At 64.1% G+C, this 15,095-nt stretch carries 12 protein-coding genes; 7 read left to right on the forward strand and 5 right to left on the reverse strand.

What is annotated here, in order from left to right:
- Nucleotides 1–2 precede the first annotated feature (2 nt).
- The gene (locus tag NCR34_RS22905; RefSeq protein WP_250501104.1) at nucleotides 3–455 is read left to right on the forward strand and encodes a thioesterase family protein; all 453 of its coding nucleotides are present in this window, start codon (nucleotides 3–5) and stop codon (nucleotides 453–455) included.
- A 39-nt stretch (nucleotides 456–494) separates the two neighbouring features.
- Here NCR34_RS22905 and NCR34_RS22910 read toward each other — a convergent pair whose 3' ends face one another.
- On the reverse strand, nucleotides 495–2,252 hold the full coding sequence (locus NCR34_RS22910; protein ID WP_250501105.1) for a hybrid sensor histidine kinase/response regulator: 1,758 nt from the start codon (nucleotides 2,250–2,252) through the stop codon (nucleotides 495–497).
- Between the two features lie 461 nt (nucleotides 2,253–2,713).
- On the opposite strand from NCR34_RS22910, the gene NCR34_RS22915 reads away from it, so the two are divergent.
- Nucleotides 2,714–3,481 (forward strand): SDR family oxidoreductase, encoded by a 768-nt coding sequence (locus NCR34_RS22915; protein WP_248323488.1) that lies wholly within the window; start codon nucleotides 2,714–2,716, stop codon nucleotides 3,479–3,481.
- A gap of 20 nt (nucleotides 3,482–3,501) precedes the next feature.
- Here NCR34_RS22915 and NCR34_RS22920 read toward each other — a convergent pair whose 3' ends face one another.
- Nucleotides 3,502–4,143 carry an HD domain-containing protein gene (locus tag NCR34_RS22920; protein ID WP_248323487.1) on the reverse strand — a complete coding sequence of 214 codons (642 nt, stop codon included), beginning with the start codon at nucleotides 4,141–4,143 and terminating at the stop codon, nucleotides 3,502–3,504.
- Between the two features lie 119 nt (nucleotides 4,144–4,262).
- Between NCR34_RS22920 and NCR34_RS22925 the strand changes: the two genes are divergently transcribed.
- A complete protein-coding gene (locus tag NCR34_RS22925; RefSeq protein WP_250501106.1) occupies nucleotides 4,263–5,282 on the forward strand; it encodes a GlxA family transcriptional regulator in 1,020 nt (339 codons plus the stop codon).
- Nucleotides 5,283–5,288: 6 nt separating this feature from the next.
- On the opposite strand, the gene NCR34_RS22930 is transcribed toward NCR34_RS22925, so the two are convergent.
- Nucleotides 5,289–5,642 carry a cupin domain-containing protein gene (locus tag NCR34_RS22930; protein WP_248323485.1) on the reverse strand — a complete coding sequence of 118 codons (354 nt, stop codon included), beginning with the start codon at nucleotides 5,640–5,642 and terminating at the stop codon, nucleotides 5,289–5,291.
- Between the two features lie 446 nt (nucleotides 5,643–6,088).
- Here NCR34_RS22930 and NCR34_RS22935 point away from each other — a divergent pair, with 446 nt between their 5' ends.
- The 3 genes from NCR34_RS22935 to NCR34_RS22945 all read left to right on the forward strand — a co-directional run bounded on the left by NCR34_RS22935 (nucleotide 6,089) and on the right by NCR34_RS22945 (nucleotide 9,222).
- Entirely contained in the window at nucleotides 6,089–7,165 is a 1,077-nt protein-coding gene (locus NCR34_RS22935; RefSeq protein WP_250501107.1) for an MBL fold metallo-hydrolase, read from the forward strand.
- 396 nt (nucleotides 7,166–7,561) lie between these two features.
- Complete coding sequence (locus NCR34_RS22940; protein WP_250501108.1) at nucleotides 7,562–8,788, forward strand: MFS transporter; 1,227 nt, start codon at nucleotides 7,562–7,564, stop codon at nucleotides 8,786–8,788.
- 83 nt (nucleotides 8,789–8,871) lie between these two features.
- Entirely contained in the window at nucleotides 8,872–9,222 is a 351-nt protein-coding gene (locus NCR34_RS22945) for a hypothetical protein (RefSeq protein WP_250501109.1), read from the forward strand.
- A gap of 65 nt (nucleotides 9,223–9,287) precedes the next feature.
- Here the strand turns inward: NCR34_RS22945 and NCR34_RS22950 are convergent, their stop codons facing one another.
- A complete protein-coding gene (locus NCR34_RS22950) occupies nucleotides 9,288–9,938 on the reverse strand; it encodes a hypothetical protein (protein ID WP_248323481.1) in 651 nt (216 codons plus the stop codon).
- A 323-nt stretch (nucleotides 9,939–10,261) separates the two neighbouring features.
- Nucleotides 10,262–13,009: a PAS domain-containing protein gene (locus tag NCR34_RS22955; RefSeq protein ID WP_248323480.1), complete on the reverse strand. Its 2,748-nt coding sequence runs from the start codon at nucleotides 13,007–13,009 to the stop codon at nucleotides 10,262–10,264.
- A 509-nt stretch (nucleotides 13,010–13,518) separates the two neighbouring features.
- Between NCR34_RS22955 and NCR34_RS28070 the strand changes: the two genes are divergently transcribed.
- Nucleotides 13,519–15,072, forward strand: coding sequence for a methyl-accepting chemotaxis protein (locus NCR34_RS28070; protein ID WP_284506665.1), 1,554 nt, complete (start codon nucleotides 13,519–13,521; stop codon nucleotides 15,070–15,072).
- The last annotated feature ends 23 nt before the right edge of the window (nucleotides 15,073–15,095 follow it).

The raw sequence follows: 15,095 nt of genomic DNA on the forward strand, positions 1-15,095 counted from the left end.
AGATGATTTATCGCGACACGGTCAGGCCCGAGTGGGTCGACTATAACGGGCATCTGCGCGATGCGTTCTACATGCTGATCTACAGTCTCGCAACGGATGCTTTCATGGACGACATCGGCCTTGGAGACACGGCGCGGCGCGCGCGGCATCGCACGCTGTACACGCTGGAGGCGCATGTCAGCTATCTGCGCGAACTGAAGGAAGGCGCGGCCGTGCGCGTCGATGCGCGCGTCATTGCGCACGACAGGAAGCGCATACATCTGTATTTGCAGATGTTCGAAGGAGAGAGCGTCGAGCCGGCGTCCGCTTGCGAACAGATGCTCATGCATATCGACACGAGCGGCGCGCCGAAAGCCGCTTCGTTCGATGAAGACATCGCGGCGAACATCGCGGCACAGGCGACGATTCCCGCGACGGAGGCGGTCTATGCGGGCAGGATCATCGGCTTGCGTTGAGGGCGGTCGTTAGGCGTGCTTCGCATCAAAGCACGCGAGTCACGCGCTCGGTTCCCCTAAGCCTAACTCCGCCGCGTGGCGCTTCGCCATGACGCCGTGAATGGATCGCCGCAGCAGTCCGATATCGATCGGCTTGACGAACACATCGTCGAAGCCGCTTTCTATGGCGCGCTCGGTCACTTCAGGGCCGCTGTAGCCGCTGAGCGCGATCAAATGCGGACGCTTGTTGCCGAGCGTTTCCTTCACGCGCCGCGCCACTTCGAAGCCGTCGATGCCGGGCAAGCCGATATCGACGATGGCCACCATGGGCGTCCGCGCCACCATCGCGTTCACGCCGCTCTTGCCGTCGCATGCAGTCGCGACCGTGTACCCGAGCGACTCCAGCATCGCGGCCGTCGCCGCTCGCACGTCCTCGTTGTCCTCCACCAGCAGGATGGAGACGTCCTGATCGCCGTGGAAGATCAGCTGCTCCGTCGCCGGAACCGCTCGCTGCGCTTCGGCCGAAAGCGGTAGATCGACGATGAACCGACTGCCCTTGCCCTCGCCCTCGGACCGCGCCACGAGCGTGCCGTCGTGCAGTTCCACCAGCCGGCGCGCCAGATTCAGACCGATGCCGAGACCGCCCTCGGCGCGGTCGAGCGTCGTATTGACCTGCGCGAACAGCTCGAAGATGGACTCCAGGTGGCGCGCGGGAATGCCGCGACCGTTGTCCTCGACGATGAGCACGGCCCGGCGTTCTTCGTTCGCCTTGCTCGCGGACAAACGCATGCCGATGTTGCCGCCCGGGTCCGTGAACTTGACCGCGTTCGAGAGCAGGTTGGCGACCACTTGCTGCAAGCGCGTGGCGTCGCCGTTCATTGCGTAATCGCCCGGCGCGAGGTCGATGACGAGAGAATGTCCTTTGGCCTCGAATTCCTTTCGCACCGAGTAAGCGGCCGTTTCGATGACCATGCGCAGATCGATCGGCTCACGATGCAGCCGGATGGTGCCGCGCGAAACACGCGACGCATCGAGCAGATCGTCCACGAGACGCGTGAGCGTGCCGATCTGGCGGTTGATCAGCGAGCCGATTTCCTGCGGCACGCCTTGCTCCGCATCGGTCCTGTCGATAAGCTGAAACGCCGATGCGAGACCCGCCAGCGGATTGCGCAACTCATGACCGAGCATCGCGAGAAACTCGTCCTTCCTGATGCTCTCGTCCTTCAGCCGGGCCGCGAGCGCGAACGCCTCCTCGCTCAGCCTGCGTAGTTCCTGATTCGAATTCGATAGCTGCCGGCTTCGACGGATCAACTCCGATTCGCTTTCGACGTGCTTGCTTGCGCGATCGCATGCCGGGATGTGCCGCGCCGACGTGCGGCTGTGTACGTCCATCACGAAGTCGGTGACGTTCTCGACGCGATGGATGATGAACGCCACGGAGCCGTCCGCGTTCAGGAGCGGGATGTTGATCGGACTCCAGTAGCGCACGATGAACGCGCCGGTATCACTCGACCGGTCCGGCACGTCGTAACGCTGCAACGCCATCGCGTCGGTACGGCGCAGCCGAACCACGCGCTGCAGCGAGTCGCCGAGAATCTTCGTCGCCTGTGTCTTCTGATCGTCGGGATTGTCGGGGAACGCGTCGAATACCGGGCGGCCGACCAGATGTTCGCGTTCGCTGACGGTCTCGCGCAGGTACGCCTCGTTCGCATCCAGAATCGTGTAGCCTTCGTCGACCGAGAGCAGCAGGCAAGGGCTCGGCAGCAGCCTGAAAACGATCCGGTACGCGTCGGCTGGTAAGTCACGGTCGATGTTCATGTGTCAGCGTCCTCCGGAGCCCACGTAGATGCACGGCGCAATGCGCCAACCGACGTCTGCTAGCAGCCGGCGTGCCTCCTCCCGGCGACCTCTGTTACGTTGCTCACGCGGAGGGTCGACCCTGATTGTTTCCTACCAAGGCCCTCTGCTAGCTTCCCGATCTTTTGAACGGCTCGTCCCATTGCCAGTGATCCGATCCGCGAGCAATCGCGTAATCATGCGCGTTCAATGCGATGCCGGGCAGGGCGATTACAGTACGTGCCCGCGGACCTCGCATTCCACGGCGCGATTCTCACGGCGTGCCATAACCCGTACGATCAGCAGACGCAGCATGCGTTCTTCGGCTATTGTCCGGCAGCAGGAGGCGCGACCAGCGCGCTTGCTGCCGATGCACGAAGGCTTATGCATTGGCATAGAGGACGGCGCTCGCGCTCATCGCGCGCATCACACAAGGAAACAGCATGAACAAGTTGTTCGATCTGAGCGGCCGCACGGCGCTCGTCACGGGTTCGGCGCGCGGCATCGGCTATGCGCTCGCGGAGGGCTTTGCCTCGGCTGGCGCGCGCGTCATCGTCAACGGGACGAAGGCGGAGACCGTCGATGCCGCCGTGAGCCGGCTGCTCGCGCAAGGCTTCGACGCACGCGGCCAGGCCTTCGACGTCACCGACGAAGCATCCGTTGCGGCCGCATTCGCAGCGTGGGACGCGCAAGGCATAGCAGTCGACATCGTCGTGAACAACGCGGGCATCCAGTTCCGCAAGCCGATGATCGAGCTCGCGCTCGCCGACTGGCAACGCGTGATCGACACTAATCTGACGAGCGCGTTCATCGTCGCGAAAGAAGCGGCGCGGCGCATGATCGAGCGCAAGCGCGGCGGCAAGATCATCAATATCGGCTCGTTGACGAGCGAAGGCGCGCGCGCGACGGTGGCGCCCTATACGGCTGCCAAGGGCGGCATCAAGATGCTCACGCGCGCCATGAGCGCCGAGTGGGCGCCGTTCGATATCCAGGCCAACGCCATCGGCCCCGGCTATATCCTAACCGACATGAATCAGGCGCTTGTCGACAACGCCGAGTTCGACAAGTGGGTCAAGAGCAGCAACCCGTCAGGGCGCTGGGGCAGGCCCGAAGAACTCGTCGGCACGGCGGTCTATCTCGGGTCGTCCGCATCGAGCTATGTGAACGGACAGATCATCTATGTCGATGGCGGCTGGCTCGCGGTGCTCTGACGCTCGCGCAGCACCGACGCCTACCCGCGCCACGCCGAGTTGCGGATAACGGAGCAGAAGTTGCCCGGCCGAAAACGCGGTTCCTTGTCCGCGATGACGTCGGCCTTAACGTTACCGAACGTCGTGTGAGGTTTGTGTTTGATGCCGTCGTAGAACGCCTGAATGATTTCCTCCTTGAAGTGCTCGGTCCTCGGATACGCACTGACGACAGCGGTTCTTTCCGCCTCGCTGTACTCCGGGTAAGCGAGACCGAGCACGTCCATCTCGACTCCCGCGGTGACGAGCGCGATCACCGGATGCATATGTTGCGGCACGCCCGGCGTCGTATGAAGCGCGATGGCGGTCCACACGAGATCGATGTCGGCCGGGGCGATGCCATGCTGCCTCAGAAAGTCGCGTGCGGCGTTCGCGCCGTCCACTTCGAAACGCTCGGTATGGCTGCTGTGCGAAGGCATGAGGCCCATGTCGTGGAACATGGCGCCGGCGTAGAGCAGTTCCGCGTCGAACTTCACGCCGCGCCGCTGGCCGGCAAGCGCGCCGAAGCAATACACACGGCTCGAATGATTGAAAAGAAGCTCCGTCTCCGTATCGCGGACGAACTCCGTGATCGCCCGGGCGAGCCGGCTATCCGGAATGGCAACGGTATTCGCGCTAGTGCTCATGATGTTCTCCTGGGGTGGATGAGCACTATTGTCAGCCGTGGTATCGTTGGCTTTGTTACGCGTGAAACGCCGAATTCTGCCATTTCGCGCGACATTCGGACCTGGAGAATCATGCTGTCATGGCCAAGACAATCGCCATTCTTGCGGTGCCCGGCGTGCAGATGCTCGACGTGTGCGGGCCGCTCGACGTGTTCGCGCAGGCCAACGTCGAGACGGGGCGCGACGAGTACGAGTTGAAGATCGTCGGCACTCGGAGAGGGCAGTTGAGAAGTTCGTCGGGCGCGCGGCTGCTGCCGGACGACGTAGTCGGCGACGACTTCGTTGCGGTGCATACGCTGCTTGTCGCCGGCGCGCCTCACGCATCGACCATGACGATCTCGACCACGTTGCGCGAGTGGCTTAGGACGGTTGCGAAGCGATCGAAACGCTTCGGCTCCGTATGCACCGGCGCGTTCATTCTTGCCGAAGCAGGCTTGCTGGAGAGGAAGCGCGTCACGACTCACTGGTCTTGTATCGACGAGTTGTCGCGCCGCTATCCGACCGTGACCGCGGAGCCGGACGCGCTCTATGTGCGGGATGGCAAGCTGCGCACGGCCGCGGGCGTGACGGCCGGCCTCGATCTGTCGCTCGCGCTCGTCGAGGAAGATCTCGGCCGCGAGATCGCGATGCGCGTCGCCAGTCAGCTCGTCATGTTCTTCAAGCGCCCCGGCGGACAGTTGCAGTTCAGCCGCAAGGGCCGGGCGCAGCCAGCGGGCCGCTCGGTCTTGCAGGAAGTGCAGCGGCTCGTCGCGGCGCGGCCCGAGCTCGACCATAGCGTGGCCAGCATGGCCGCGCATGCCCGTTTGAGCCCGCGCCATTTCGCCCGGCTCTTTCAGGCAGAAGTGGGCGTGACGCCGGCGGTGTGGGTGGAATCGGCGCGTGTGGCAGCGGCGCGCAATCTCATCGAGACGCGCGGCGATGCGCCGAAACAGCTCGCTGCGAAATGCGGGTTCGCGAATGCGGACGTGTTGCGGCGCACCTTCGTCAAGCACGTGGGCGTGACGCCTTCGGAGTACCGAAAGCGGTTCATGACCCTTGCACGCGCTGACGAGGGCGCGGACGCGAGTTCGGCGCGCTCGAGGACGCGGCCGGGACCCTGAGCCGCTTTAGCTTGCCGGCATGGCGTCCTTGTATTCGACGAGCACTTCGCGATACGGCCGCGTGCCGTCATTGCGCGCCTTGTGCGTGGCCGGCACGCGGGCGCCCTTGCCCAGTTCCGAGAGCACTTCGAGATAGCCGCCCTCGCATTTGAGCGAATACACGGCGCCCGTCGGTACTTCGAAGATGCCTAAGTCCGCGCCGTCCTTGTCATAGATATGGAGCGGCGCGCCTTCTATTGCGTACCACATGTACGAGTGCTCATGCGTATGAACCGGCGTCTCTTCGCCGGGTTGGAGCACGAAGTTCCATACGATGACTTTGTCGTTCTCGAATACCTTTTCGCTTCCTACGCCAGCCATGGTTGTCTCCTGAGATGTCCACCTGTTTAGACAGCGTATGTCGGCCTGTATGACGCAGTTCGTTGCTGCGGCCGCTGCGGCGGATTGATCAGAGCACCGCCGTTTCCTTCAATTGCTCGTAGAGCGCGTCGACGGCGACGCACGCGCGATTCCGCCGCGTCGTCTCTTGCGCGTTTCGACAAGTCTTCCTCGACGGAGATGAATACCTGGGCATAAGTAACGCTATTCCTCCGCTCAATGGAAGGCAACGTCGCGCCGGCCCGGCTGATGGCGCTGGCGTAAGACTGTCGTGACCGTATTCAACATAACGCGCATTCGCTCTGAAGTAAATGCTGCAGGGCATATAGACGCGCGCGTTTTTCGGGGACTAGTATCGTTTCGAAGCCAGCTTTCGCATGACCCGAGGATTCAGGTTTTCTGCCGGTAGTCCACCAAGGAGACATGTCATGAGAAGGGCTGGCCATGTGCGAACCTTGATCGCGGCGCTGATTGCATCGACTTCGTTGCTATCCGCGTGCGGTCACGACCACGACTCCGGCATCACGCCGGCCAACGCGGCGGACGCGCCGCTCGCATCCGATCCCGCGTGTCAGAGTCTCGTTCCCGCTTCGCAGGGCGGGCCGCTTCTGCAAGGCGATACCGCAGTGCTGCGCTGGCTCGGCACCGCAAACTACGAGCTCGCGTATCACGGCGTGGTCGTCATCATGGACACGTACTACGAGCGGCCTGCGCGCACGGCGCCGCTCGGCTTCACCGTGTCGCAGGTGCAAAAGGCGAACGTGATATTGATCGGCCACGCTCATTCCGATCACATCAGCGATGTCGCCGCGGTCGCGGCGCAGACGAAGGCACAGGTCATCGGCTCCGCCATCACGACGAAGGAAGCGCAGGTGCTCGGCGTGCCCGTCGCGCAGACCACCACGGTGACGGGCAACAATACCGAGAAGTTCACGTATGGCGATATCAGCATCACGCCGACGCATATCATTCACAGCACGATCGAAGCCGGATTGACGACTCAGCTCGCCGCGCTCTACGCACTCGATGCGCCACCACTGACCGCCGCCGAACAGCAGCAACACGATGCGGTTTCGGCGCGCGGATCGAGCGATCCGAACATCGTCACGCAAGGCACGATGGGCTTCACGTTCACGTTCCCGAACGGCTTCAAGATCGTGTGGTTCGACAGCGTGAGCAATCCCAGCCCCGAAGAGTTGCAGCTTGCGACGAGCGTGGCGCCGGGCGTGGATGTCGGCATCTTTCCGTGGACGCCGCATCCGATTGCGGAAACGCAATTGAGCTTCACGTTCCAGCATCTTCAGTTGTTCAAGCCCAAGCTCTTTCTGCCCGATCATCACGATGCAATCTGGGGCTTGTGGCTCGACAACGGCCTCGCGCCCCTCTTCACGAAGATACGCGACGAACTGCCGGGGACGAAGTATGCCGAGCCGCTGTATCGGTCGCCGATCTGCATTCGAACGAGCGGCAATAACCGCGACGAGTTTTACATGGGCGGCACCTGAAGGTCGCGCCGGTCCGAGTCCCCGCTATGTCATTGCGACACGCTAATGAGCGTGCCGCCCGTGAGGTAATGAACTGCCTTCGACGAACGTTGTCTCACTGCGGCTCGATCGCTCACAAGAGGCGACATCCGACGCAGAAGACATGCTTCGTTCACGATGCGAGACGTCAGTAAGAACGTGACGTACGGAACCTGCCTATTCGGTCAAATCGACCAGCCGCACGTCTATCCCACGCCTGAGTTCCCACGCGCGATTGTTCGCCCGCCCCGGATTGTCAATTCGAGGCTCCGGCCTTTTTCGTGATCGCGTATACCCCTACAGTGTGGCATTCGTCGCGCCGGCCGTTCGATGTCGAACGCTACGCCGAAGCGTTGCTCCCTATTCGTCTCGATACCCATGCACCTCGACACCACTACGAACTCCGGAACATCGAACGGCCAGACAACCACGCTGCGTCAATGGCTCGCGGTGCTCGCCGTCGCAGTGAGCGCATTTGCGTTCGTGACGGCGGAATTCCTGCCGGTCGGCCTGCTGCCGCAAATCGCGCAGGACCTGGGCGTGAGTCCGGGCGTCGCGGGCCTGATGGTGACGACGCCCGGCGTGATGGCCGCCATCTTCGCCCCGACGCTGCTCGTCGGCGCGGGGCGCATGGACCGTCGATACGTCTTTCTGCTGCTCACGGCGGTGCTCTTCGTCTCCAACGTCGTCTGCGCGATGGCGCCGGGCCTTATCACGATGCTCGCGGGTCGCGCGCTGCTCGGCGCGGCGCTCGGCGGATTCTGGACGCTCGCGACGGCGGCGGCCCCGCGGCTCGTGCAAGGCAACGATGCGGCGAAAGCCACGGCGATCATCCTCACGGGCGTGACGTTCGCCACCGTGATCGGCGTGCCGCTCGGCATCTTCATCGCATCGTTCGCGTCGTGGCGCCTTTCGTTCGCAGCGACCGCGGGCCTCGTCGCAGTGGCGCTGATCGCTCAGGCGCTGCTCGTGCCGCGGCTGCCGTCCGCATCCGCGCTGCGTCTTCAGGACTTCCGGGCGCTGCTCGCGCGGCCGCACGCGCGCCTTAGCATGGTGATGGTCGCGTTCGCTTTCGGCGCGCATTTTTCGACCTACACGTATATCGCGCCGTTGCTGGAGCAGGACTTCTCGCTGAACGCCATCACCTTGCTGCTGCTGGGCTTCGGCATCATCGGCTTCTTCTCCAACGCGCTCATGTCGATGATCGTGGCGAAACATCTCGTCAAATCCGTCGGCGCCATGATCGTGCTGCTTCTCGCCGCGATCATGTCGATGCTGCTTCTCGGGCATTCGCACATCGGCGAGACTGCCGCCATGCTGATCTGGGGCATTGCCTTCGGCGCGCTGCCGCTGTGCTTCAGCGTCTGGATTCAAAGCGGGACGGCCGATTATCCGGAAGCCGGCTCCGCGATGTTCGTGAGCATCATTCAGGTGGCCATCGCGACGGGGTCCGCCGTCGGCGGCGCGATCGTCGACCATGCGGGCGTGGAAACCGACTTCATGCTCGGCGCCGTATTGGCGGTGCTCGGTCTCGTGACGTTGCATCGCGTGACGGCGCTTGCGCGCTCGGGCATGGCGATGGCGGCGAAGCCGTCGCTCGACTGATGTTCGAATCGTTTGGCTGCGCCAGCGAGAACCCCGTCTGCGGCACGCCGATTGCGTCAACATGAAGCCGACAGGAGAGGAGCATGGAGACGACGATTGCAAGGGTATTTCGGTCTCTTGAGGAAACCGAGCAGGCGCGCGAAGCGCTGCTAAAGGCGGGCGTCGACGCGGACGCGGTAGATATTGCGTTCCAAGCGGACGAAGCGGGCCCCGTGCGCGGCAATTTTCTGGCGGGCGACAGCGTGACGTCGCTCGGTATGGAAGAAGAGTACGACGCACGCTTCAGACATCAGGGCGAGGTGTCGCGCTACATATTGACTGCGCGCGTCGATGAAGCCCGCGCGCATGATGTCGAGGCCGCGCTTCACCGGGCCGGTGGCCGAACCATCGACGCAGCCACGCCCACGCCGCCAAGCCCCGGCACGCAGAGCTAGATCGACGATGAACTCGTGCTGTTTGCGAAAGTGTCGAGCCCGCAACCCCGACCCTCCGTCACCTATCAGAACCGATACGTCACGCCGACCTTGACGATCGGATAAAAGCGCAGCTTGTCCGCCTTGTCCTGCAACCTGCGTTCTTCGGCTTCGATGTTCGCCGCGCCGGCTTCGGCAACGATATCGGCCGGCACGTCGAGGTTGACGTGCGGACGGCCATAGGCGACGCCTGCATCGAAGAATGCGGAGAAGCCCTTTTGCGCCACCGGCGTATGACCGAAGCCGATGCCGAGATACGGCCGCACCGTCGGAAAGCGCGCTCTCGCGTGAATGCTTTCGCCGAGCGTCGAATACGGCGTGCCGTTGATCGTGTAGGTGCCGCTCGGGCTGGTGGCGGTGGCATCGACATTATCGTTGCCGATCAGCGCGCCCGCCGTGAACCGGAAGCTCACGGTGTCCGGCGCGGGAAAGAAGTCGAGGTAGAGGCCGCCGTGATAGATATGCGCGGTGCCGTCGTAATGCAGATCGCCCGAACTGAAGCTGCGCGAGAACTGCACGCCGTTGAACTCGGCGCGCACGTTGTCGCGGTTGCCGAGCGGCTGCGAAAATCCAATGCCTGCGCCTTCGGTGCCGATCTGGCCATAAATTTCGCGTGCGTGAACGAGCGGGGCGGAGAGCGCGACGGCGCCTGCCGCGATAGCGAGCAACAACTTCATGATTGCGAGAGCTTCCTGGCTGAGGAGAACGCGTCGCGCTGAATGGGCGACGCGCCGATGTCTTTTGATACTTGTGTTTACGGAGCCGCTCGAACAATCTTGAGTGGGCGTGATCGTGTGTTGGCCTCGGGTTGTATCCGGCGCTTCGTTTGCGACGAGGACGATAGGTCCCATGCATTGGCTGCACGCGCCATCGACGCATGGCATCGTCGCTTTTTTACGGCGGCGGCTCGTCTCGCTCAAAGCTGCCCGCAAGGGCGTGCAATCGCGCGGCGCAGCGCCAGCCTAAGCGGCGCCGCGTCTCATCCACGCAATCAAATGCTCTACCGGCGATGCGTCGCCGTCACCTGCCTGATCGCGTTGAAAAGCGTTTCCGGATCGACGGGCTTCGCCAGATGCAGGTCGAAGCCCGCCTGCAATGCGCGGGCCTTGTCCTCGGGCCTGCCGAACGCCGTCACGGCGATGGCGGGAAACGTCCAGCCCGCCTCGCGCAACGACCGCATCAGCACATAGCCGTCTTCGCGAGGCATGCCGATGTCCGACAGCACGACATCGAACGCCTGCGCCGCGATGCACCCTCGGGCTTCGGCAGCCGATTCCGCATCGCGCACGGCCGCGCCCGCCGATTCGAGGACGGCGCGCATCGCCTCGCGCGCGTCGGCTTCGTCCTCGACGAGCAGGATCGAGAGGCCCGCGAGCGCCTCGTCGGAAGACGACGCGACGTCCGCCGCGCCGGATGCGCTATGCAGCGACCACTGCGCCGACGCCAGCGGAAGCTGAACCGTGAACGTGCTGCCGCGTCCTTCGCCGTCGCTGTGCGCCGTGATCGAGCCGCCGTGCAGCGTCACGATGCTGCGCGCAATCGCAAGCCCGATGCCGAGTCCGCCGAAGGTGCGCGTCGTCGCCTGCGACGCCTGCGCGAACGGCTCGAACACGCGGTCGATGAACGAAGCCGGAATGCCCGCGCCGTTGTCCGCGACCTGCACTTCCACGCGATTGCTTGTGCTCGTCGCAAGCACGCAAATGCGCCCGTTCTGTCCGTTGTACTTGAGCGCGTTGCTGAGCAGGTTCGAGAAAACCTGACGCAGCCGCATCTGATCGCCTTCGATGATGAGCGTGTCGGGCAGATCGGCCGTCACCGTGACGCGTTTCGCGCCGGCTGCGAGTTCGATGTCGCTGATCTCCGACTTGAGCAGCGGCACGAGATCGAACGGCTCCGCGCTGATGAGCATCTTGCCCGCCGCGATGCGGCTCAGGTCCAGCAGATCGTCGACGAGCCGCGACTGCAACTGCACATTGCGCGCGATCGCCTCGATGCCGCGCGCGGTCAGGCCGGGGTTCGCGTTCTCCTGCTTGAGCAGAAAGAGCCACGATTGCATCGCGTTGAGCGGCGTGCGCAGTTCATGCGACACGGTCGCGAGGAACGTGTCCTTCAGCTGGTTCGTGTGTTGCGCTTCGAGGCGCAGCAGGCGCTCGTTCGCGAGCAGCCGGTCGCGCTCGAACTCCAACGTCTTGTGGCGCGAGATGTCGATGGTGATGCCGTCGAAGCGCTGCGGCTGGCCTTGCTCGTCGACGTGCGTGCCGCCTTTGGCGCGAATCCACCGAATCTCGCCGGATGCCGAAACGGTCCGGAATTCGACGTCGTACGGAACGCCGTGCGTAACAGACTGCTCGACGGCCACGCGCGTCTTGTCGCGGTCGTCCGGGTGAATCCGCGAGTAGAACAGGTCCATGCTTACGCCCGCGTTCGCCGGCAGCCAGAAGTGTTCCTTGCACTTGGCATTCCACACGATGCGGTCGAGCGGCACCGGGCAATGGAACGTGCCGATGTCGGCGGCTTCGATCGCCAGATGAAGACGGTGCCGCTCGTCGCGCAGGCTTTGCGCGGTGCGCAGCGTTTCCTCGACGTCGGTGATCATGCCGACCCACTCGAATATCTCGCCCTGCTCGTCGTGAGTGCCGGCCGCGCGGACCTGGCAGCGCCGGAACGTCGACGACGCGGCGTGCCACACGCGCACGTCCGCGCGATACGGCGTGTCGGTGTGGAGCGACTGGTCGAGCGCCGCCTGAGACGTCGCGCGGTCGTCCGGATGAATCATCTCGGCCCAGCCATAACCGCGGTGCTCTTCCCACGGCTGTCCCGTATAACGCTCCCACGACGGCTGAGGGGCGACGAACCGGCCCATTGCATCGCAGACATACGCCACCGCGCTCGCCACGGTCACGAGCGCGCGATAGCGCGACTCCAGGCGCATGCGGTCCAGCTCGACGTTGCCGGGATTGCCGACGTCGATGGTCGCGCCGACCCAGCGGACGATCGCGCCGTCGCTGTGACGCATGGGGCTCGCGATCGAGCGCATCCAGCGATAAGTGCCGTCCGTCTGCCGGAAGCGATGGTCGATCAGATAATCCGTGCCGCTGGCGACCGATGCCGCCCAGCGCGCGAGCGTGTTCTCGCGGTCGTTCGGGTGCAGCAGCGCTTCCCATGCGCGGCCGAGCAAGTGCTGATCCGGGTCCGTGTGCTGGAACACGACGCTCGACAGGTAATCGAGCGCGCCGTCGGGCCGCGCGGTCCAGACGATGATGGGCATGACCTCCGCAAGCAGCTTGTAGTCGCCCGCTGTTGCTTGCGGGTCCGCTGAAGCGGCGGGCTCGCGGGAGTCGGGCACTTCGTGCTCGGGCTCTGAGAGCGCGGGTCGCGGGTCCGGTTGCGCGATGAGGAGCAGGGCCGGCGCGGAAGGGGCGGCATCGCCGGTCGCCAACGGGCGAAATTCGAAGCGCCACGTCCGGATGCCGCCGGTACCCGACTCGTCCGCTAACGCTTCGGTCGTGCTGACCACGCGACGCTCGTCGAGTGCTTGCGTCGCCGCGGACGTGAGCCGCGCACAAGAGGCATCGCGAGAAAGCAAGGGCAACCTGGCGCGTATGACGGACAGAAACGGCTCGGCGTCCGCACCGGCCGGCCACCATCCGAACTGCTGCTTGAACCGCGTGTTGGCCTCGACGACGCAGAAGTCCGGCCCGAGCACCGCGCACAAGGCGGGGTTCGCGTCCAGCAATGCAAGTGTCAATGCGTCTTCGTTAGCGTGCATGCGTTTACTAGAACTCAAGGATGCGACGATGATCTGGGCATGACTGCTTCAACGATCGACAGCGGGTTCTCGCATCGCACTCACGATGCTGCTGGGGAACGGCTTATTTTAGACGAAAGGAGCACATCGCGATGACGCATCGATGTCAGCGAGTCGGCGCTGGGAGCGAATGTTTGCGTGCGTCGGCTTAGATCAAACGTCGACCGTTGGAGGCATGAGCAGCGGCGCGATGGAACAGGGGAAGCGAAGGTAAGTATTGCTGGCTCCCGCAAAGGCGTGACGCCGCGTGCAGGTCGGCCATCTCGGCGAAACGAATGGGCTAAAGAATCGGCATGACCGCGCCGATAACGGGGACTGCATTCCCTACCGAAGCACAACGGGCCTTGCGACGGGATGCGACAGCAAGTGCGTAAGTGCGTATGCGCGCTCCGATGGACGTACTACGGTTCTCAGGCGTGGTGGGTGCCGCGCCGACGACCGACTTATCTATGAGCATTCGAAACTTTTCGGTATCAAAGAAGCTGGCGCTCGCTTTCGGCGCCGTGCTGGCGATCCTCGTGCTTCTCTCGAGCGTGAGCTACAGCAACCTGTCGCGCTTATCCGAAGCGGTTGCATGGAATGACCATTCCTATAAGGTCCTCCAGGCGGCAGACGAGGCGACACTCTCGCTCGTCAATATGGAAACCGGGCTGCGCGCATTCGCCGTGAGCGGCGACGACGAAGTGCTCGCGCCGCTCAACTCGGGCAAGCAGCGCTTCGCGGAGCGCTTCGAGCAACTGCGCTCGCTCACGGCCGACAACGCCCAGCAGCAGGCGCGCCTGAAGGCGCTCGGCGAGCAGCAACGCGCCTGGTACGCGACGGTTGTCGAGCCGATGATGGCAACGCGCCGCGCGGTCGCGGCGGGCAACGGTTCGCTCGAAGAGTTCGCGCGTAACTTCAAGTCGCAATCCGGCAAGCAGCAGATGGACGAGATGCGGGCGACGCTGCGGGACTTCCGCGAAGCAGAGGCCTCGCTGCTGACGCAGCGCAGCGATGAAGTCCAGCACCTTCGCTCCGTGACGGTAGCCGTTCTCGCGGTCGGCACGTTGATCGCCGTGGCGCTCGCTTCGATGCTCGGCCTCTGGCTGACCCGCGCCATTTGCGTGCCGCTGCGCCGTGCGGTGGATGCCGCCGACGGCATCGCGAAGGGCAACCTCACCGCGCGCATCGAAGCCGACAGCCAGGACGAGCCCGGCCTGCTTCTGGCCGCGCTTGCCGCGATGCAGGCGAATCTCGTGAACCTGATGACCCAGATTCGCACGAGCTCCGATTCGATCGGCACGGCATCGAGCGAAGTGTCGGCCGGCAATACCGACTTGTCGCAACGCACGGAAGAGCAGGCTGCATCGCTGGAACAGACGGCTTCGAGCCTCGCGGAACTGACGAGCACGGTCCAGCAGAGCGCGCAGAACGCGAGCCAGGGCGCCCAACTTGCGGAGAACGCGGCAGCGACCGCGCAAACGGGCGGCGAAGTCGTGGGGCAGGTCGTCTCGACGATGTCCGAGATCTCCGAGAGCTCGGCGCGCGTGGCCGAGATCATCGCGGTCATCGAAGGCATCTCGTTCCAGACGAACATTCTCGCGCTCAACGCAGCGGTCGAAGCCGCGCGCGCAGGCGAGCAAGGCAGGGGCTTCGCGGTCGTCGCGACGGAAGTGCGCACGCTGGCTCAGCGCAGCGCATCGGCTGCGAAGGAGATCAAGGCGCTCATCGAAACCTCCGTCGACAAGGTGACGGCGGGCACGCAGCTCGTCGATCGGGCCGGCGACACGATGAAGGAAATCGTCACGTCGATTCAGCGTGTCAACGACATCATGAGCGAGATCTCCGCCGCGACGCACGAGCAAAGCCGGGGCATCGAGGAAATCAACCGGGCGGTCGCGCAGATGGACGACGTGACGCAGCAGAACGCCGCGCTCGTCGAGCAAGCGGCGGCGGCGGCCACGTCGCTTGACGATCAGGCGCGTCGGCTGGGGTTGGCGGTGTCTGCGTTCAAGACGCACTGAGCGCAGAGCAGGGACGGGCTTAG

The sequence above is a fragment of the Caballeronia sp. GAWG1-5s-s genome (assembly GCF_023631445.1).
GTDB lineage: Bacteria > Pseudomonadota > Gammaproteobacteria > Burkholderiales > Burkholderiaceae > Caballeronia.